16 protein-coding genes are annotated in these 19,668 nt (G+C 59.1%); 8 read left to right on the forward strand and 8 right to left on the reverse strand.

Annotated features, from left to right (window positions below):
• Positions 1 to 73 precede the first annotated feature (73 nt).
• Positions 74 to 976 carry an alpha/beta hydrolase gene (locus tag NZK35_RS10105; RefSeq protein WP_259632417.1) on the reverse strand — a complete coding sequence of 301 codons (903 nt, stop codon included), beginning with the start codon at positions 974 to 976 and terminating at the stop codon, positions 74 to 76.
• Between the two features lie 272 nt (positions 977 to 1,248).
• Between NZK35_RS10105 and NZK35_RS10110 the strand changes: the two genes are divergently transcribed.
• Positions 1,249 to 2,766, forward strand: a complete 1,518-nt coding sequence (locus tag NZK35_RS10110) for a hypothetical protein (protein WP_259632418.1) — start codon at positions 1,249 to 1,251, stop codon at positions 2,764 to 2,766.
• Positions 2,767 to 2,948: 182 nt separating this feature from the next.
• Positions 2,949 to 4,496 (forward strand): Gfo/Idh/MocA family protein, encoded by a 1,548-nt coding sequence (locus NZK35_RS10115; RefSeq protein WP_259632419.1) that lies wholly within the window; start codon positions 2,949 to 2,951, stop codon positions 4,494 to 4,496.
• 82 nt (positions 4,497 to 4,578) lie between these two features.
• On the opposite strand, the gene NZK35_RS10120 is transcribed toward NZK35_RS10115, so the two are convergent.
• From NZK35_RS10120 to NZK35_RS10145, 6 genes are all read right to left on the reverse strand, one after another.
• Entirely contained in the window at positions 4,579 to 5,190 is a 612-nt protein-coding gene (locus NZK35_RS10120; RefSeq protein ID WP_259632420.1) for a hypothetical protein, read from the reverse strand.
• Positions 5,191 to 5,255: 65 nt separating this feature from the next.
• A complete protein-coding gene (locus tag NZK35_RS10125) occupies positions 5,256 to 7,253 on the reverse strand; it encodes an acetyl-CoA carboxylase biotin carboxylase subunit (RefSeq protein ID WP_259632421.1) in 1,998 nt (665 codons plus the stop codon).
• 20 nt (positions 7,254 to 7,273) lie between these two features.
• The gene (locus NZK35_RS10130) at positions 7,274 to 8,806 is read right to left on the reverse strand and encodes an acyl-CoA carboxylase subunit beta (RefSeq protein ID WP_259632422.1); all 1,533 of its coding nucleotides are present in this window, start codon (positions 8,804 to 8,806) and stop codon (positions 7,274 to 7,276) included.
• Positions 8,807 to 8,863: 57 nt separating this feature from the next.
• Complete coding sequence (gene phaC, locus NZK35_RS10135) at positions 8,864 to 10,264, reverse strand: class III poly(R)-hydroxyalkanoic acid synthase subunit PhaC (protein ID WP_259632423.1); 1,401 nt, start codon at positions 10,262 to 10,264, stop codon at positions 8,864 to 8,866.
• Positions 10,265 to 10,326: 62 nt separating this feature from the next.
• The gene (locus NZK35_RS10140) at positions 10,327 to 11,172 is read right to left on the reverse strand and encodes a biotin--[acetyl-CoA-carboxylase] ligase (RefSeq protein WP_259632424.1); all 846 of its coding nucleotides are present in this window, start codon (positions 11,170 to 11,172) and stop codon (positions 10,327 to 10,329) included.
• 24 nt (positions 11,173 to 11,196) lie between these two features.
• Entirely contained in the window at positions 11,197 to 11,628 is a 432-nt protein-coding gene (locus NZK35_RS10145; RefSeq protein ID WP_259632425.1) for a hypothetical protein, read from the reverse strand.
• A gap of 134 nt (positions 11,629 to 11,762) precedes the next feature.
• Here NZK35_RS10145 and NZK35_RS10150 point away from each other — a divergent pair, with 134 nt between their 5' ends.
• Complete coding sequence (locus NZK35_RS10150; RefSeq protein WP_145212826.1) at positions 11,763 to 12,260, forward strand: polyhydroxyalkanoate synthesis regulator DNA-binding domain-containing protein; 498 nt, start codon at positions 11,763 to 11,765, stop codon at positions 12,258 to 12,260.
• A gap of 52 nt (positions 12,261 to 12,312) precedes the next feature.
• Here the strand turns inward: NZK35_RS10150 and NZK35_RS10155 are convergent, their stop codons facing one another.
• Positions 12,313 to 13,596: an SDR family NAD(P)-dependent oxidoreductase gene (locus NZK35_RS10155; RefSeq protein ID WP_259632426.1), complete on the reverse strand. Its 1,284-nt coding sequence runs from the start codon at positions 13,594 to 13,596 to the stop codon at positions 12,313 to 12,315.
• A gap of 989 nt (positions 13,597 to 14,585) precedes the next feature.
• Here NZK35_RS10155 and bktB point away from each other — a divergent pair.
• From bktB to NZK35_RS10180, 5 genes are all read left to right on the forward strand, one after another.
• Positions 14,586 to 15,767 carry a beta-ketothiolase BktB gene (gene bktB / locus NZK35_RS10160; RefSeq protein ID WP_259632427.1) on the forward strand — a complete coding sequence of 394 codons (1,182 nt, stop codon included), beginning with the start codon at positions 14,586 to 14,588 and terminating at the stop codon, positions 15,765 to 15,767.
• 52 nt (positions 15,768 to 15,819) lie between these two features.
• The gene (locus tag NZK35_RS10165; protein ID WP_259632428.1) at positions 15,820 to 16,563 is read left to right on the forward strand and encodes a 3-oxoacyl-ACP reductase family protein; all 744 of its coding nucleotides are present in this window, start codon (positions 15,820 to 15,822) and stop codon (positions 16,561 to 16,563) included.
• 75 nt (positions 16,564 to 16,638) lie between these two features.
• Positions 16,639 to 16,995, forward strand: a complete 357-nt coding sequence (locus tag NZK35_RS10170; protein WP_259632429.1) for a hypothetical protein — start codon at positions 16,639 to 16,641, stop codon at positions 16,993 to 16,995.
• 11 nt (positions 16,996 to 17,006) lie between these two features.
• Positions 17,007 to 18,116, forward strand: a complete 1,110-nt coding sequence (locus tag NZK35_RS10175) for an alpha/beta fold hydrolase (RefSeq protein WP_259632430.1) — start codon at positions 17,007 to 17,009, stop codon at positions 18,114 to 18,116.
• 1 nt (position 18,117) lies between these two features.
• On the forward strand, positions 18,118 to 19,653 hold the full coding sequence (locus NZK35_RS10180) for an AarF/UbiB family protein (protein ID WP_259632431.1): 1,536 nt from the start codon (positions 18,118 to 18,120) through the stop codon (positions 19,651 to 19,653).
• The last annotated feature ends 15 nt before the right edge of the window (positions 19,654 to 19,668 follow it).

Consider the following 19,668-nt stretch of genomic DNA (forward strand, 5'->3'; position numbering starts at 1 on the left):
TCGCGGCGAGCCGCGACGATCGCAAGCTAGAAACTTACGCCACGGCGCACGTAAGCGGGAAGCAACTCCGCGTTTAGGGCATCAGCTTCATCGTCTTCATCCAGTTGGCCGCTTGCTCGGGCCAGCGGGTGACAGGCTGGTCGGTGACACGGAGCCCGTAACCATGGCCGCCGGTCGCGTAGACGTGAAGCTCCGCCGGCACGCCGGCTTCTTTCAGCGCGCCGGCCAACGTCAGGCAATTGTGAACCGACACGCGATCATCAAAGGCGTGTGCGAAAAACATCGGCGGCGTGTCTTGCGTGACCTTGATGTAGTCGTGCAGCTGCGTGGTGCCTTTTTCGACCATGCCCGCTGCGTAGATCAGCATCGCGAAATCGGGCCGGATCGAAACCTGGTCGACCTTGTCCACGGCTTCGTATTGACGCTCTTCCTGAAACAGCGCGGTCAAACCGGCGGTTTCGCCGCCGGCGGAGAAGCCGCAAATGCCGATTCTCGCGGGATCAATTCCCCACTCTTCGGCGCGAGATCGCACCAGACTCATCGCCCGCTGGGCGTCCTGCACGGCCGCGCCCCAACGACGATCGGGGTCGCGCGCCGGCACGCGGTACTTCAACACGATGGCGGTCACGCCGATCGAGTTGAGCCACTCGGCGACTTCGGTCCCTTCCAAATCATACGCCAAAATGTGGTGTCCACCGCCCGGACAGATCACGACGGCCGTTCCGTTGCTCTTGTCCGCCGGCGGTTGATACACCGCAATCTGGGGTGTGGAAACGTTGCCCAGCTTGATGATCCGCCGTCCCGCGATCAACTTGTCGTCCGGCTTGGTCTGGTCCGCTTCCGCGGGCAACGTTTTGGTTTCGCCCGGTGGCATCCCCGGCCAAACGTTCAAGACAATCGGATCGCCGGCGGCGACCTGCGGCAGCGATGTAAAAACGGATGCGGAGATCAGTGCGATCACGAAGACGGGTTTCATGTGAGTTTCCGGGGGGGGCGCGAATTGAGCGACCGCCATTCTAGCTTCGGTCGCGGCAGCGTGCTGCCGCACCCGCGTTCCATCAAAGTGGGGTAAGCATCTTGCTTGCCACCCCCGACGGCTCCGCCGGCGGCCCCCGAGGCGTAGCCTCCGAGACAAGGTTTTCCCAAGATTCACTCGACCGCGCGTCGTGCTGGTATCCTGCATTCTAAACAGTGACTCCCAGGTCATCGGTCCTGCCCCGATTCCTCCCCCTTTCGAGATCCACCGTCATGCGATCGGCCCGATGGACCTTCATCGTTCTTCCCTTGCTGTTGATCTGCGTTCCTGCCGCGGCGCACGATTACTTTGTGATCAAAGTCGTGGATCGGGCGACCGGACGCGGGGTGCCGATGGTCGAACTGAAAACCGTCAACCATATCCGCTATTTCACGGATTCAGCCGGCGTCGTGGCGTTTGATGAACCGGGATTGATGAACCAATCCGTCTTCTTTCACGTTTGGAGTCACGGCTACGAGTTCCCCGCAGACGGTTTCGGCTATCGCGGCAAACGATTGAATGTCCAGCCGGGCGGCATGGCGACGCTGGAGATCAAGCGGCTGAATCTCGCCCAACGCCTGTATCGCATCACCGGTGCGGGCATCTACCGCGACAGCGTCTTGGTCGGGCATCCCACACCGATCAAACAACCGATTTTGAACGGTCAAGTGTTCGGGTCGGACAGCGTCGTCAACGCCGTCTACAAAGGCAAATTGCATTGGTTCTGGGGGGACACCCATCGACCCTCGTATCCGTTGGGCAATTTTGATGTGCCCGGTGCCGTGTCACGGCTGCCGTCCGACGGGGGACTGGATCCCGATGTCGGCGTCGACTTGGATTACTTTGTCGATGAAAGCGGCTTTGCAAAACCGACGGCCAAGTTACCTGGAAAAGGGCCGACCTGGATCAACGGCTTGGTCACACTGGGCAGCAGCACGGACCGTGAGCGGATGTTCGCGGCCTACGTCAAAATCAAGCCACCGCTGACGGTCTATGAACGCGGGTTGGCCGAGTTTGATCACCAAACCCATCAATTCGAAAAACGGAAGGCATTTGCAATCGATGCGCCGTTGTTTCCCCACGGGCACCCCTTTGAGCATGAAGACAACGGGGTTCAGTACGTGTACTTCGCCGACCCGTTTCCTTTGGTCCGTGTCCCGGCGACCGCCGAGGCACTGAGTGATTTGTCGCGGTACGAAGCATACACATGTCTGAAACAGGGCAGCCGTGCGGACTCCATCGCGGTCGAGCGGCACAACGGTGCTCCGGTTTTCAGTTGGAAATCGGACACCATCCCCTTCACGCCGGCACTTCAAAATCGACTGATCAGGGAAGAACACCTCAATGCGGCCGACGGATTGTTTCGCCTGGTAGACGAATCGGGTAAACCGGTGACGATGCACCGCGGATCGGTGGCCTGGAACGAACACCGGGGGCGTTGGGTGATGATCGGGGTTCAGTACGCGGGCACGTCGATGCTGGGCGAGGTCTGGTATGCGGATTCGCAGCAGCTGACCGGCCCGTGGATCAACGCCAGAAAGATAGTCACCCACGAAACGTACAGTTTCTACAACCCGAAACAGCATCCGATGTTTGCCCAAGACGACGGGCGGGTGATTTTTTTTGAAGGCACGTACACGACGACGTTCTCGGGCAACGACGACCCGACACCCCGCTACGACTACAACCAGATGATGTACAAACTGGATCTTGCGGATCTCGGTTTCGGAGAACGAAACGCAAGCGAGTGAATCGATGTCCAGATCGCACCGATTCCCCTCGTTTCAGGGCTCCGCCGCTGGCACGCCAGACTGCCGCGCCTGGCCGCCTTTTCATCCACGTTCCCGCGTAAAATGGGTTATGATGGCTGACCCGAACTCGCGCCGCGAGTGCCTTCCCTCCTAAATCCCACATCCACTTGGAGTCTATTCAGATGAAACCATTTAGTCGTCGCCAGTTTAACGTCGCATCGGCCGCCTCGCTCGCCGGGCTGGCGACCGCCGTCCACACCAGTTCGGCGGCCAAGGCTGCCGACGGCCCCAACGAAAAACTGGGCGTGGTGGTGGCCGGTGTGAACGGACGTGGGCAATCGCACATCGCCGGATTCGGCAGTGATCCGCGGGCGGAAGTCCGCGCCATCGTCGAAGTGGATTCCAAAGTCGCGGAGCAACGTGCCGGTTCGATCGAAAAACGAACGGGGCTCAAGCCGAAGGTGTACCGGGACATCCGTGAAGCGCTCGAATCCGATGATTACCAAATCGTGACCTGTGCGACACCGAACCATTGGCACGCGTTGATCGGCGTCTGGGCGATGCAAGCCGGGAAAGACGTTTACCTTGAGAAACCGATCAGCCACAACGTGAACGAAGGACGGGCGCTGGTCGCGGCGGCCAAGAAGTACGGCCGGATGTTCCAAACCGGAACACAGTGCCGCAGCAGCAACGGCGTGATCGATCTGGTCGATTTCATCCAGAACGGTGGGATCGGTGAAGTCAAATTGGCTCGCGGGCTGTGTTACAAACGCCGCAAGTCGATCGGCCCGATCGGCAACTATCCGATTCCCGACTCGGTCGATTTCAATCTCTGGAGCGGCCCGGCGACCTACACCGATCCGAAGGTGACGCGGCAACGCTTCCACTACGACTGGCACTGGCAACGCCATTACGGCAACGGCGATTCGGGAAACCAAGGCCCTCACCAAACCGACGTCTCACGCTGGGGACTGGGGCTGGAACGTCATCCCAACTCGATCCTGACCTACGCCGGACGCCTCGGTTATCAAGCCGAACGGAAAGATCCGAACTATGTCGATGCCGGCGACACCGCCAACACCCAAGTTTCGATCTACGACTACGGCGACAAAACGATCGTTTTCGAAACACGTGGTTTAAGCGTCGACGATAGCGCCGACGACGAAATCAACACCCTATTCGGTAGCAACCGGGGCAACAAGATCGGCGTCGTCTTTTATGGCAGCGAAGGTTACGCGATCCAGGGTCCGAATTACGAAAACGGACGCGTCTTTGACCTCGATAAAAAGCCCGTGCGTGATTTCAAGCACAACAGCAAAGAAGATGGTCAGCTGAACGAGTTGCACATGAGCAACTTCATTGACGCGGTCGTCTCGCGTGACGGTTCCAAGCTGAATGCCGATGCGATGTGCGGACACCTGTCCGCTTCGATCGCGCACCTGGGTAACATCTCCTACTATGTCGGTCAGGAAAATCGCGTCAGCCCCGATGAGATTGCCGCAGCCGTGGAAGCGTTCGGTTCATCCGATGATGATTCCGCGACGCTGCAACGAACGCTGCGGCACCTGCGCGACAATGGTGTGAAACCCGAAGTCGAACAGTTGTCGCTCGGTCCGGTGCTGAAATTCGATCCGGTCAGCGAACGCTTTGCCGACAACGACGCCGCCAACGCGATGTTGACCCGCCAGTACCGCGACGGATTCGTCGTCCCGGATCCGAGCAACGTCTGATCGGCAGTGATCAAGCAGCGATACGGAGCAGCGAACGGGCAGTCACTGTCCGTTCGTTGCTCAGCCTAGGATTCTCAGCGAATCATTTGGCGGAAAGGCAGACGACCGATCCATCCTTCAAGCAAACGAACAAGCTGTTGTGGGCGATCGCGACGCCGTCCCAAACCGGTGCCGCGTCAAATCGCAGTTCTTGTAACGGGCGACCGTCTGCGGCGTCCAACAACCAGGCGATGCCGCCGTTCCGGCCGGCGTAGGAGGCATTGGTCTGCTCCGCCGAGGCCGCCGGGCCTTCGACGGTTCCAAACGCAGGCCCCTTCACCAGACGCGGCTCGATCGAAACGTTGAAGCGGCGGTCGGTATTGCCGCAACCGTTGTAGAAACCGTTCACGCCGGTCGCCATCGTGCCGATCGCGCACTGACAGACAGAGGGGCCGTTGTAAAGCATGCCGTTGGCGGGCATCACCGCCAGCCCGCAAGTCGGACGCGCCCAGGGATTCGGCGTTTCCGCCGTCCCATCGAGCTTGACAAAGTCGCTGCCGCCGGACGCGCTGTTGAGGTAATAGCGATGCGTGATGCGATTGCGATAGCAGCGGTCATGCGACATCGGGCCGGCCATCTCCTGGGACAACGTGCGGACGACCTTGCCGGTTTTAGGATCGCGGCCGTTCAAGTCGCGAACTCCACACCAATCCATCGGTCGCCGCCGCTTTGGGCAGCTTGTAGGGCGTTCCCGGACCCCGTCAATCCGCGCTGCCCCTGTCAATCTGCCAGTGGTTCGAATTCGAGGATCGGTTGATCGACTGCCAGCGTGTCGCCGATGCTGGCCGTGATCTTGGAAACGCGTCCTTCGCGTTCGGCCCGTAGGACGTTTTCCATCTTCATCGCTTCGATCACTGCCAAGTCCTGACCCGCGTGCACTTCGGTACCCTCTTCGACTCTCAGTTGCGTCAGCAGGCCGGGCATCGGGGAGAGCAAGAAGCGGCTCATATCCGGTGGCTCTTTGACCGGCATGCAGGCGAGCAGGTCAGCGGCGCGCGGGGTCAAGACCATGATGTCGATTTGCGACCCCCAGTGGAACAGGCTGTAATGCATGTTGCGGCGTTCGACCTGGATACAAACCGTTTCGCCGTTGACCGTGCCCCGGAAGAGCGGTTGGCCGAATTGCCAGTCGCTGATCACTTGATAGGTGTCCGTCCCGTAGGTGATTTCATGGCCGCCGGGCAGCGGACGCATCGCCACCGGAGACTGCTGGCCGTCGAGCATGATCACCCAGTGATCGTCGATGTTTCGTTCGTAGCCGGCCAATTGACCGCTGATCCCGGCGGCCCGGTCCATGTAGCGCCGATGGATGGCTGCGGCGACGACGATCAGCAACGCGGGGTTTTCATGCACGAGATCCGAGGGATGGAAACCGTCGGGATACTCCTCGGCGATCAGATTCGTACTGATGTTACCGGCCCGAAAACGCGGGTGTTCGATCAGTGCGGCCAGGAAGCTGATGTTGTGCGACACACCGCGGATGTAAAACTCGTTGAGCGCTTCGCGCATGTGTCCGATCGCGGCGTCACGCGTCGTTCCATACGTGATCAATTTGGCGATCATCGGGTCATAGTGCATCGCGATCTCTGCACCTTCATAGACACCGGTATCGACGCGGACGACATCGTTTTCTGGCGGCGGGCAATAGCGAACGAGTCGACCGATCGACGGCAGGAACCCGCGGAGCGGATCTTCGGCATAGACCCTCGATTCGATCGCCGATCCGTTGAGTTGGACATCGGACTGGGACAACGGCAACACTTCGCCGGCGGCGCTGCGAATCATCAGTTCGACCAGGTCCAACCCGGTCACGTATTCGGTCACCGGGTGTTCCACCTGCAACCGAGTGTTCATTTCCAGGAAGTAGAAATTGCGATCATTGTCGACGATGAATTCGACGGTTCCGGCCGACTCGTATTGGACCGCGCGGGCGAGCGCGACCGCCTGGTCTCCCATCGCCGAACGGGTTTGGGCATCCAGGAACGGCGAGGGGGCTTCTTCGATCACCTTTTGATGGCGTCGTTGGAGTGAGCATTCGCGTTCAGCGAGGTGGATCACGTTGCCGTGTTTGTCGGCGATCACTTGGATTTCGATATGGCGTGGTTGTTCGATGAACTTTTCGATGAACACGCGGTCGTCGCCGAAGGAGGTTTTCGCCTCGCCGCTGGCGCGTTGGAATCCGTCACGACATTCGTCATCGTTGCGGGCGATCCGCATCCCCTTGCCGCCTCCGCCGGCGCTGGCTTTGATCATCACCGGGTACCCGATTTCCTGGGCAATCGTGACGGCAACGTCTGGGGACTCGATGATGTCGGCGTGACCGGGGACGGTATTCACGCCGGCCTCCTGCGCCAGTTTCTTGGACGTGATCTTGTCGCCCATGTTCTTGATCGCATGGACGTTGGGACCGATGAACGCGATCCCGGCTTCCGCCAACCGCTCGGCAAAGGTTGCGTTTTCGGAGACGAATCCGTAACCGGGGTGGACGGCCTGGGCGCCGGTGTCTCGACAGGCCTGGACGAGCTTGTCGATCACGAGATAGCTTTCGGCCGACGGCGGTGGGCCGATCAACACCGCTTCGTCCGCCATCGAGACGTGGAGCGCATCGCGATCCGCTTCCGAATAAACGGCGACCGTTTGAATGCCCATTTTGCGGGCGGTCTTGATAACGCGGCAAGCGATCTCGCCGCGATTGGCGATCAGTATTTTATTGAACATGATTTTGAATGACCAATCTTTTAAAGCGGAATGTTTCCGTGCTTCCGCCAAGGGTTCTCCAGTTTCTTGCTGCGCAGCATGGCCAACGATCGGCAAATCCGCTTGCGTGTCATCCGCGGCATCACCACGTCGTCGATGAATCCTCGCCGTCCGGCGATGAACGGGTTGGCAAACTTGACACGGTATTCTTCGGTCAGCGCGGCGATTTTTTCGGGGTCGCCCAAGTCTTTGCGGAAGATGATCTCGACCGCGCCCTTGGGACCCATGACGGCGATCTCCGCACTCGGCCATGCCAGATTCACGTCACCGCGAAGGTGTTTGGACGACATCACGTCATAGGCGCCGCCATAGGCTTTGCGGGTGATCAACGTCACCTTGGGGACGGTGGCTTCGGCATAGGCATACAACAGCTTCGCACCGTGCTTGATGATCCCGCCGTATTCCTGGGCGGTTCCCGGCATGAATCCGGGGACGTCGACGAGTGTCAAAATGGGAATGTTGAAGGCATCGCAAAAACGAACGAAGCGGGCCGCCTTGATCGACGACTTGATATCCAAGCAGCCGGCCAACACCAACGGCTGGTTGGCGACGACGCCGATCGGATACCCGTCCATCCGGGCCAGCCCGACGACGATGTTTTTTGCATGCTCGGGCTGCAGTTCGAAGAAGTCGGTGTCGTCGACAATCTTGAGGATTAACTCTTTCATGTCGTACGGTTTGGTCGGCGAATCGGGAACGAGCGTGTCGAGTGAAGGTTCGACGCGATCGGACGGATCGGGGGTTGGCCGATGCGGCGCGTCGACTCGGTTGTTGGCGGGCAAGTAGTTGATGAAACGCCGTACCATCGCGAGCGCTTCCACGTCGTTTTCGAACGCGCGGTCGGCGACGCCGGACACGGTCGAATGGGTCACCGCTCCGCCGAGCTGCTCGTGCGTGACCTCCTCATGGGTCACGGTTTTGACCACGTCGGGGCCGGTCACAAACATGTAGGAACTGTCTTTGACCATGAAGATGAAATCGGTCATGGCCGGGGAGTAGACCGCGCCACCGGCGCAGGGTCCCATCACCAACGAGATTTGCGGGACGACGCCGGAGGCGAGTACGTTGCGTTGAAAGACATCGGCGTAGCCGCCCAGTGACGCGACGCCTTCCTGAATCCGGGCGCCGCCGGAGTCATTGATGCCGATGACCGGCGCGCCGACTTTGATCGCATGGTCCATGACCTTACAGATCTTTTCGGCGTGGGCTTCGGACAGCGAGCCCCCGAAGACGGTAAAGTCTTGGCTGAAGACAAATACGACGCGACCGTTGATGGTCCCGTAGCCCGTCACCACGCCATCACCGGGAATGCTTTGCTGGTCCATTCCGAAGTCTTTGCAACGATGTTCGACGAACATGTCCCATTCTTCGAACATCCCCGGATCCAACAGCAGTTCGATCCGTTCCCGCGCCGTAAGCTTGCCTTTCTTGTGCTGCGCATCAATCCGTTTCTGTCCGCCGCCCATTTCGGCGGCCTTGCGCATTTCTTCAAGGCGTTTGACTATTTCCTGCATGATGCTTCTCGTTGGATTGCGTCGAACGCTGTTGAAGGCGTTCGCGTGACCAGGTTTTTACCGCTTGGTTGAGTGACTTGCGATCCATTCCGCCGCCAGGGGCCAGAGATTGCGCTGGGCTTGTGAGCCCACCGCCAATCCGATGTGCCCGGCTTCGATCGACAATGAGGTGACATCCCGGGAACCGACACGTTCTTTGATCGCCAGTGTGGATTCTGGCGGTACCAAGTGATCGCGTTGGGCGACCAGCAATAGCAACGGGCAAGTGATCGCTGCCAATCGTATCGTTTCACCGGCGAGAACCATTTGATTGTTCACCAGACGATTCTCTTGATAAAGCATCGAAACGAATTCGCGAAACGTCTCCCCGGCGATCGGGATCGTGTCGCTGGACCAACGCTCGATGGTTTTAAAATCATCCAAGAACTCCGCATCGTTCGCATTCTCCATGAACGACAGCTGCTTTTCCGCAAAGTTTTGCACGGGCTTCATCAACTGAAACACGAACTGCAGGAATTCGCCGGGGCAATTCCCAAACGCGTCGATCAGTCCATCGACGTCGAACGTTTCCGGACGTGCCCACAAATTCAACAATCCGTCCTCCCCGTCGAACTCGATCGGCGCCGCCATCAGAATCAGGTTTTCGATCCGCTCGGGATGTAGCGCCGCAAAGAGCGTCGACATGGTGCCGCCCATACAATAACCGAGCAGGCTGAGCCGTGGGGTGTGGGATCGCTGGCAAACGAAGTTGACCGCGTTGTTCAACATCGAACAGACGTAATCTTCCAGCCGCAACGTCGAATCCGATTCATCGGGGCTGCCCCAGTCGATCACATAGACGTCAAAACCGCGATCGAGCAACCGACGGACCACGCTGCGGTTGGCTTTCAGATCCAGGATGTAGGGGCGGTTGACCAACGCGAAACAAATCAGGACGGGTTCGGCGAAGCGGACATTGCGGGGTTTGAAGTGCAGCAGTTTCAGCGGCGTTTGCTCGTAGACCACATCAAACGGTGTGGCCCACTTGGATGGTTTTTTCGGTGCATCCGGTGTCGCGGCACACGCGCCGCCGGTGTGGATTGGGGTCGGCAAGCCTCTCGTTTCCGGAAAGAGTTGCCCAAAACTCATCGAGAGTGCCTGGACATCGTCGCTCAACGTCCTGCCGCTCGCGCGGGCGTCCGCCGGGTCGAAGTTGCCGGCCAACTTTGCGGCGATCAGCGAATCGATGTGTCGTTTCAACAGTTTCAAAAAATCGGAACTGCGGAGATAGGATTCGGTCGCTTGCCCCCACAGATCGAACCACTGGCGGCGGTGAGTGTTCGGGTCCGCGTTGGGATGGGACGCCCGACGCAGTTGATGCGCATTGTCCGCCGCGTGTTGAACAGCCTGAGTCCAACATTCCACCAGGGGCGGCCAGGTTCGATCCGTCGCACTCGTTTCGTCGATTGGTTGGTTCATGCACGGCTCGAACTGCGTTTTGTTTCGCACGCGTTGACGCAATGGCTGCACGGCGTTGACGTTTAGAACAGGGTAACCGTTCCCGCGTAACATGGTTCTAACCCGGCGGGGGTTTCGATGACCAGAGCACCCTCGTCGTTGATACCCCGACATCGTCCCGAAACGTCGCGAGTCCCGAGATCGACTTGGACGGTGCGGTTGGTCAATAAACATCGTTCTCGCCACATGGTTCGTAGTTCATCGTCACGGCAACCAATGCACTCCAGCCGATGCTGCAGTCGATTCAGCACCGCAATCAGCACATCGGTCAACGGAAACGGGTGCCCTGCGACGTCACACAGCGCGATCGCGGTCGTCCGCAATTCGTCCGGTGCCCGAGACAAGGAGTTGTTGACATTGATCCCGATGCCGATCGCCAAAAGCTGTGGATTGGCCGTCGGTAATTCGATCAAAATGCCGCTCAGTTTGCGTTGCCGGCAGTACACGTCGTTGGGCCATTTGAGTTGCATCTCGGAGGATTCAACGATCCCTTCGATCGCCTCGCAGACGGCCAGTCCGACGGTCAAGGATGCTTGGGGCAAACGCCGCTGGGGCAGCCCGGTGTCGAGCAACAGCGTCAAGGTGAGGGCGCCCGAATCGGCCCACCAGTGATTCGTGCCGCGGCCACGACCAGCGGTCTGTGACTCGGCCAGGATCAACAGGGGGCCTGCTGGGCTCCCGTTTCGGGCGAGTTCCATCGCGCGACGATTGGTTGAATCAATCTCGCGATGAAAATCGACCCGCTCCACGAACGTCGACTTGGTCAGATGATCCAAGTCGGCGTCCGAGAACAACATTTCTCGTCTGGGAGTTTCCCGTGCGGGGGCTTCCCGCACGGCGGCGTCCTGCGTCTTGATACCTCGATGCATCGCTCTTCCTTCGCGTGTGGACCGCTACGATCCTGCTTTGGTGACCAACTCGCTCAGTTTTCCCATCGCCTCTTGGTACTCTTTCATTTGAGCTTCGGAGGCTTCACGCATGCAGTCGAGCGTCTTTCGGAAAAACTGCTCGGTGCGTTTGCGAAATTCTTCGGGATCGCTGGACTCGCCGACCTGCAAGGCTTCTTCGAAGGATTCCAGAGCGGCTTCGTACTGCTGGTCCAGGGTGGTGCGATGTCGATGCGCCAATTCAGAGAGGACCGCGCCCCACTGCTTTTGGAATTCACGCACTTTGTCGACCCACACGGATTGCGGCGAGGGCATGGCCGGCCATAATGCAGTCCATTGGGCGATGGCCTCCTGTTGCATCTTCAGTCCGGCATCGGTCGCCTTCTTCATGTTTTCAAAGACTTGATCGTACACGTTCGATTCTGTTTTCGTAGCCATTGTTTCGCTCCTCATGTAAGCGTCGGTTCCAAACGGGTGTCTGTCGGACGATCGGTCCGGCGGACGTTCCTGCAGCGGTAACAACGCTGCAGTTTTATTAAGTGGCTTTGTTGTCCGGGAGGATCACGGTTCTGATGACCGACCATCCGATCTTGATCAAGCGGTATCCCAATCGCCGTTATTACGCCAGTCACACCAGCAAGTACGTGTCGCTCAGGGACATCGAAGAGATGGTGATTGACGGCCACACGGTGGAGATCCGTGACAGTCAGTCGGGCGAGGACATGACCCAAGCGGTTCTGATTCAAATCATCATGGAGCGGCACCCGGATAAAATTTCGCTGTTTCCCGCCGAGATGTTGCATTTCATTCTCCGGTCCAATGACCTGATGTCGGGCTTTTTCGGCGATTACTTTCGTCATTCTCTTTCCTATCTCGATTACTTGCGACGGCACAATCCCGCCGCCACATCGCTTGCCCCGATGCAATGGATCAAGTCTTGGCTGGACAACGTTTCCGCGACCAGCAAGGCCGACCCGGCCAATCCTCCGTCGTCCGAATCCGCCCAACTGGCGCTTCGCGTGAAGCAACTCGAAGAGCGGATCGAACAGTTGGAATCGGATGACGACTAGCGGGCTGTCGTTTTCGTCGTCGTTCCGAAATCAACGCGTCCATGCCAGCCCGCTAGGCGGGCCCGTGCCATCCGGCGTCAGCCCACAGCTCGCCGCTGACCGCCGAGTTGGAGATCATGAAGCAAATCGCATCGGCAATCTCTTCGGGTTTGATCAAACGTCGCAGCTGGGTGTAAGGCAACACATTCTTGTCCAAGAAATCTTGTCCCAACGCCCTGGCCATCGGTGTGTCGGTGAACCCGGGGTGGATGATGCCACAGCGGACGCCGTGGAAAATCGCTTCCTTGGTCAACGTCGCGGCGGCACCTTCCAAGCCCGCTTTGGCGACGGCGTAGGAAATCTGTCCCTTGTTCCCTTGCGACGACACCGAACCCAGGAAGACAACAACGCCTTGGATCATCTCGTCCGGATCCCAACGCTTCAGTCCGCGTTGGCGTCGGTCTTCGGCGATCCGGGCCACCATCTCGATGCCCCAATAGATCGGCGCGATCAAGTTCACTTCGGTGACTTGGCGGAAGGTTTCCGTCGGATAGATCTGAGCCCGGCCGGTTTCTTTGTTGATCGTCACGGCGAGTGCGTCGCGAGTGATCCCGGCTGCCGGCACACAGATGCTGACGATGCCATATTTTTCAGCCGCTTCGTTGAAGACGCGTTTGCGGAAGCCCTCGTCCGTCGTGTCGCCCAGCTTGGCTTCGGCCACTTCACGGCCGGCTTTCTGGTTGATCGACTTGGCCAATTCCTGGACGCTGTCGCTGCGGTCGACCAGCATCACGGCTTTGGCGCCGCGGGCGGCCAATTCCCGCGCCACCGCTTCGCCGATCCCACTGGCCGCACCGGTCACGACGGCGACTTTTTCACGGATGTTCTTGTAAACACTCGATGGAAGTTCAGGTGTTTCTTGCAGTTCTGGTTCTGGTGCGTTGGTAATCATCTCGGTTTGTCCCTGTTCGCTGGTGTTGATCGTTTCTTTTTGTGTTTGCACTGCACCTGGCGGTGGCACTGCATCCTTGGTTGGCGATTGCGTTGCCGGAGGAGCACTGACCGCCTCGGCCTCTTGGCTGATCCCCAGCACCGAGTCCAATGCAGCCAGCACACCGTCATAGCGTTGTAGCGCCAGTTGGTGTTGGGTTTTGGCCAGACGCAGGGCAGCTGCGGAGATCGGATTGGAAAGCCCGCTCTCTTGATCCACCATCGGAGCAACCGGCCGTGCCGTGAAGCCTGGCCAGTAACGCGTCCAGCCCCGCAGCAGATCCTGCTGCAGTTTGAAGTTCGCTTCGGTGGCTTGACGCATGCCCTGGAGCATCGAATCAAGCACGTCGCTGTCTGTTTTGAACATAGGAGAGCCTCCGAAATTAAGTGGTGGTGCTATTCCAAGGACAAACAGGCTCCTTGCAACGCCCGAATGCTGCAAACGCAGCAAAGCGACAGCATGCAAACGCCGTACCGCGGCAAAAAACCGAGTAAAACGGCTAGACGCTGTAGTGCAACTGCGTCAAACGTGTGCGGATGCACACTTGGATGTGGCATTCCGCGCACCTTCGGCGACCTGCCAGCTGGGGCGGGACGGTCGAAGATTTCCGATTGGGTAAAAAGTTCAGATTGCTGCCAGCGCGCCGTCGCAACCGGACCGCCGACGCCCCCTGCCGCCGACTTTGGCGACACGTGAGATCGCGGCCGCGAACCGGGTATCCCGGAGGGATTTCAGCGAGTAGCCGGAGATCAGCGCAGCGCCACCTCCGGGCAGTTTGTCGCCGATTCCCACCGACCCCGGACGGGTCGCAGCGAATCAATCTGCCGGCGCTACCGCAGTCCGCCATGTTGAAAGGGTTGATCGGGATGCATGTCCCCTCGGGGCGGCAAGCTGGGCTGGGAGCTCTGACGCGATTTGCTTCGACACCCATGCACCGCTGGCGACGGCGGGTCGCAGGGCGAACGTCAAGAACGTGCGGTAGCCGCCCGAAGCGAGCGATTACGCACGAAGCGGAGCGCCGCGTACCGTAAGTGCTACGCCACCGCACAGTTCTTTTGGAATCGGTCCGAAGCAGGTACGGATCGACGGCCAGAAAGTCTGGATCATTCCGCGCGCCAGTGCGCTTGATTGCGTGTTTGCAGATCGTTGGTGTCAGTGGGTTCGCCCCTCGTCGTTTCACACTCCCGGGCACGGGGCGTCCCCCATGATTGGTATAGCGTTTGCTCCGGCTGACGCCATTGCCCACCGAGGAGTTGATTCTTTGAAGTGGTAAGTCTGGTGTCCTTGTTCCCGCACTCGGTGCGAATCTTCAAGGTGCCGTATTCATCAACGTGTTGTAGAGGAGAGCCAGCGAGATGACGCGTGAAGTGGTGGTACTCAGTGGCGTGCGAACCCCGATCGGAGGATACGGCGGCAGTTTGAAAGACACCCCGCCGTGCGACTTGGCCGCAAAGTGTGTGAAGGAAGCGGTGAAGCGTTCGGGTGTCAAGCCGAGCGATGTCGGACATGTGGTGTTTGGAAACATCATTCATACCGATGCCCATGATCATTATCTTGCTCGCGTCGCAGCGATCAAAGGCGGCTTGCCGCATGAGACACCCGCACTGACGTTGAATCGTCTCTGCGGCAGCGGGTTGCAAGCGGTGATCACGGCGGCCCATGCGATCATGCTGGGTGATGCCGATGTCACCGTAGCCGGCGGTGCCGAGAACATGAGTCGCTCGCCGTACAGCTCTGCCGCGATGCGGTTCGGGGCGCGGATGAACGACACGACGTTGGTCGACATGATGGTCGGTGCACTCAGCGACCCCTTCGACGATTGTCACATGGGTGTCACGGCGGAGAATGTTGCCAAGAAGTATCAGATCTCGCGTGAAGACCAGGATGCGTTGGCGGTGGAGAGCCACCGACGTGCGGGTGCTGCGATCGACCACGGTTACTTCAAAGCACAGATTGTTCCGATCGACATCAAGGTCAAGCGGGACGTGGTTCCCTTTGAAGTCGACGAAACGGTGCGTTACGGCGTGACGACGGAAAAGCTGGCGCGTCTGCCCACGGTGTTTGATCGCGAGGGGACGGTGACGCCCGGCAACGCATCGAGCATCAATGATGCCGCGGCCGCCTTGGTGTTGGCCGATGCACAGCTCGCCGAGAGCCGCGGGCTGAAGCCGATGGGCAAGTTGGTGGACTACGCCTATGCCGGTGTGGATCCCAAGTACATGGGGATGGGGCCGGTCCCGGCGGTTCGCAAGCTGCTCGAAAAGACCGGTTTCGGACTCGACGACATCGACGTGTTTGAAGTCAACGAAGCGTTCGCCTCGCAAGCCCTGGCGGTATGCCGCGAATTGGACCTGCCGATGGACCGCACGAACCCCAACGGCAGCGGGATTTCGCTCGGCCACCCGATCGGCGCGACCGGTGCGATCCTGGTGATCAAGGCGCTGTACGAGCTCAATCGCACCGGCAAAAAACGCGCCTTGGTGACGATGTGCATCGGCGGCGGACAGGGAATCGCGGCCATTTTTGAACACATCTAACGGCATCACTGAATCTGTACCACACAATTGAATTGACACGGAGCACGAAACAATGGGAAGGGTCGACGGAAGAACGGCATTGATCACCGGCGGGTCACGTGGGATCGGACGCGCGATCGCGTTGGAACTCGCCCGCGAGGGTGCCAGGGTCGCCATCAATTTCTCCAGTAACGAGGCCAAGGCCCAAGAGGTGGCTGACGAAATCGGTCGCGAAGGGGGAACGTGTCTGTTGGCGCAAGCCAACATCGGTGACCCCAAGCAAGCACGGGCGATGGTTCAGAAGATCGCCGATGAATTCACCCATCTCGACATTCTGGTCAACAACGCGGGGATCACCCGCGATGCGATGTTGCCCCGCATGACCGATGAGCAATGGATGGAAGTGATTCAAACCAATTTGGGCGGATGCTTTTTCTGCACCTCGGCCGCGATCCCGATCATGACATCGCAAAGTTATGGCCGGATCGTCAACATCAGCTCGATGAATGGTCAGTTGCCGGCGATCGGCCAGGCGAATTATAGCGCCAGCAAGGGAGGGATCATCGCATTCACCCGCACGGCCGCCGCGGAGCTGGTGCATTCGGGCATCACGGTCAACTCGATCGCGCCGGGGTACACCGACACGGACATGTTTGAAGCGGTCCCGCCGGTGATTCAAGCCAAGATCCGCGGTGGGATCCCGATGGGACGATTTGCCCATCCCGAAGAAATTGCCAAAGCCGTGACCTTCCTGGTCGCCGACGGCGATTACATCACGGGGCAACAGATCAACGTCAATGGTGGAGCCTTTATGTAAGGCCGACCGCGCGCGCCGAGCAGGTGCCACGATCGAAGAGATTTTAACGAGTTATTCAGGAGCCAAAGAATCACGATGTCGCAATCCAATGACAAACAAACGTTTGATCCCTTCGATCCGACGGGCATGCTCAAGCAAATGCGAGACTCCAACATGGAAACCTGGTCGAAGGTGATGACGGAATTCGTCAATACCGAAGCCTATGCCGAGTCGACCGGCGCCATGCTGGACGCCTGGCTCACGACCTCCGGGCCGTTCCGTAAAGCCATGGAATCCAGCATGGGCCAAGCGATGGCACAAATGAACATGCCCACTCGCGATGACATCACGCGTCTGGCCGAGCGTCTGACCAATATCGAAATGCGGTTGGATGATCTCGACGCGAGACTGAGCGAAGGGGCCCAATCCAATAACACGCAAACAACCAACTGAAGGGGACTGACATGACCACGAAAGAATCGACCCCGGCGGTGGACGCAGGCATGCCTTCCTTCTCGGACGTCTGCGAAGGCTGGCACCGGGCCGCCGAAAATCTCGACCGATTCAACCGGATGCTCACCACCGATGCCAAAATCGCCCAAACGCCGAAGGAAGTGGTTTGGACGCTCAACAAGGCCAAACTCTATCACTACATCCCGGTCGTGCCGGAACAGGATCGCAAGCCGGTTCCGCTGTTCATGGTGTTTGCCATCATGAACCGACCGCACGTGTTGGATCTGCGGCCCGGCCACAGTTTCGTCGAGTACATGCTGCGGCACGGTTACGAGCTGTACTTGATGGACTGGGGGGAACCCGGTCCCGAAGACAAGAACATGTGCTTCGATGACTACACGCTGGAATACCTGCCGCGTGCGATTCGCAAGTTCAAGAGCATTTCGGGGGCGGAGGAGTTCAGCATGCTGGGCTGGTGCTTGGGCGCCTTGATCAGCACGATGTACGCGGCGCTGCGACCCGATGACGGGCTGAAGAATCTGATGCTGCTGACCGCACCGCTGGACTTCAGTGACCAAGAGGCCGGAGGGTTCACGCGTTGGTCGAGCAACCCGGCGTTTAATGCCAACACGATTGTCGAAAAGCTGGGCAACGTCCCGGGTGAAATGATCGATTCGGGCGCCAAAATGCTCAAGCCGATCGAAAACTACTTCGGCAGCTACAGCATGTTGTGGGACAAGATCGAAAACCCCGGAACCGTGGAAGCCTGGCACGCCATGAACACCTGGGTCCGCGACATCATCCCGATGGCCGGTGCCGCGTACAAGCAGTTGATCAATGAGCTTTACAAAGAAAACAAGCTGGTCAAAGGAACGCTGCAACTGCGCGGCGAAACGGTCGACTTGAAAAAGCTGAAAGCCAATCTGTTCAACGTGATTGCCGAGGCCGATCACATCACACCCCCGTGCCAGTCCGAGTCGATCATGGACTTGGTGGGCAGCGAAGACAAGGAACTCTTTCGAGTGCGAGGTGGGCACATCGGCATCATGGCCGGACGCGGCGCCGAGAAAAACACCTGGCCGCACATGGAATCCTGGCTGTCGGCAAGGTCGGGTGGCTGAGATGACTCCCCCTTGGGAATTCCTGCTCGATGAAGCCGCGTTCCGGTCGATCCTGCCTCCCGAACACGCGCAATTTGCGCGTCCGATTCGGGAGGGGTTGAGTCTGTTTCTTGGTGGTCTGCCGCCGGAGCAACAGATTTCGATTGTGCGGGCTCAAGCCAATTTGCCGGCGTCGGCGTCGTTCTCACAGCGGTTGGGGATTCTCGCCCGCAGCTCGCCGGTGTTGCACAAGGTCGGCCAGATTCTGGCACGCGACAAACGTCTCCCGCTGGAGCTGCGCGGCTACTTGAGCGAATTGGAAAGTCTTCCGCCGGTGGTTTCGCAACCGCTGCTCGAGCAGGCAATCGCCCAGGAACTCGGACCACTCGATCGATGGGGCATCCGACTCGGACCGGCGATCGCCGAAGCGAGCGTGGCGGTGGTCGTGCCGTTTGATCGGAATCAATCCTCAAGCGGCCCCTCCTCAAATGGCCGGGCGACGACCAAGGGCGTGTTCAAAATTCTCAAGCCCGGTATCGAACAACAACTCGATCACGAGTTGCGTCTGCTCACCCAGGTGGGCGAGCAATTGGATCGCCGCTGCCAGGCGTTGCAGATCCCCGAGTTGGATTACGAAGACGCTTTCAGTCAGGCGCACGTCAAACTGCTGGACGAAGTGCAGTTGGAGCACGAACAGCGACATCTGGTGGAAGCCAAAGCGTTTTTTGCCGATGAACCACGGGTGCAGATCCCCGAATTGCTGGAGCACTGCACCAAACGCGTGACCTGCATGGAACGTCTCAGCGGCGGCAAGGTCACCGACCACGGACTGTTCGGCGGGCGACAGAAACGGGACCTTGCCGCGTTGATCGGTGAAGCGTTGATCGCGGCGCCGGTGTTTTCCAAACGCGAAGATCCGATTTTTCACGGGGATCCACATGCCGGCAATCTGTTTCTGACCGACGACGGCCGGCTGGGGATTCTGGATTGGAGTCTGGTCGGACGCTTGAGTGCCGACGTCAGGCGAATGATTGTGCAAATTTCGTTGGCCGCCGTGATGCTTGATGCGCGCGGCGTCGCCGTGCGGATGGCGGCACTGGCTGCGCCGCAACGGCCCGATGAACGAGCCCTCAAGGCGGTTGCCGAGAAATGGGTCGCATGCGTTCGCCGCGGTCGATTCCCCGGATTGAGTTGGCTGGTCGCGATGCTCGACGAGGCGGTCCAGCAAGCCAAATTGCGAGTGCCCGAGGACTTGATGCTGTTTCGGAAATCGCTGTTGGCACTCGAGGGTGTCGTGATGGACGTCGGCGATCGAACGGGATTGATCGATCGGACGCTGAACATGGAATTCATGCGACACTTCGCGGTCGAACTGCCCCAGCGTTGGTTCCACCCACCATTCTCACATCGATTCGCCACACAGGTTTCGAATTTCGATATAACCCAAGCCTTGCTCGGCGCCCCCACCGCGCTGGCAAGTTTCTTGACCGGCCACGCACTGGACGCGATTGAAAGTTGCCAAGGCAAGGCATCCAACACGATGAATGTTTCCCATTAACAACGGAGGATCAAA

Origin of the sequence: Stieleria sedimenti (assembly GCF_025060895.1) — a bacterium.
GTDB lineage: Bacteria > Planctomycetota > Planctomycetia > Pirellulales > Pirellulaceae > Stieleria > Stieleria sedimenti.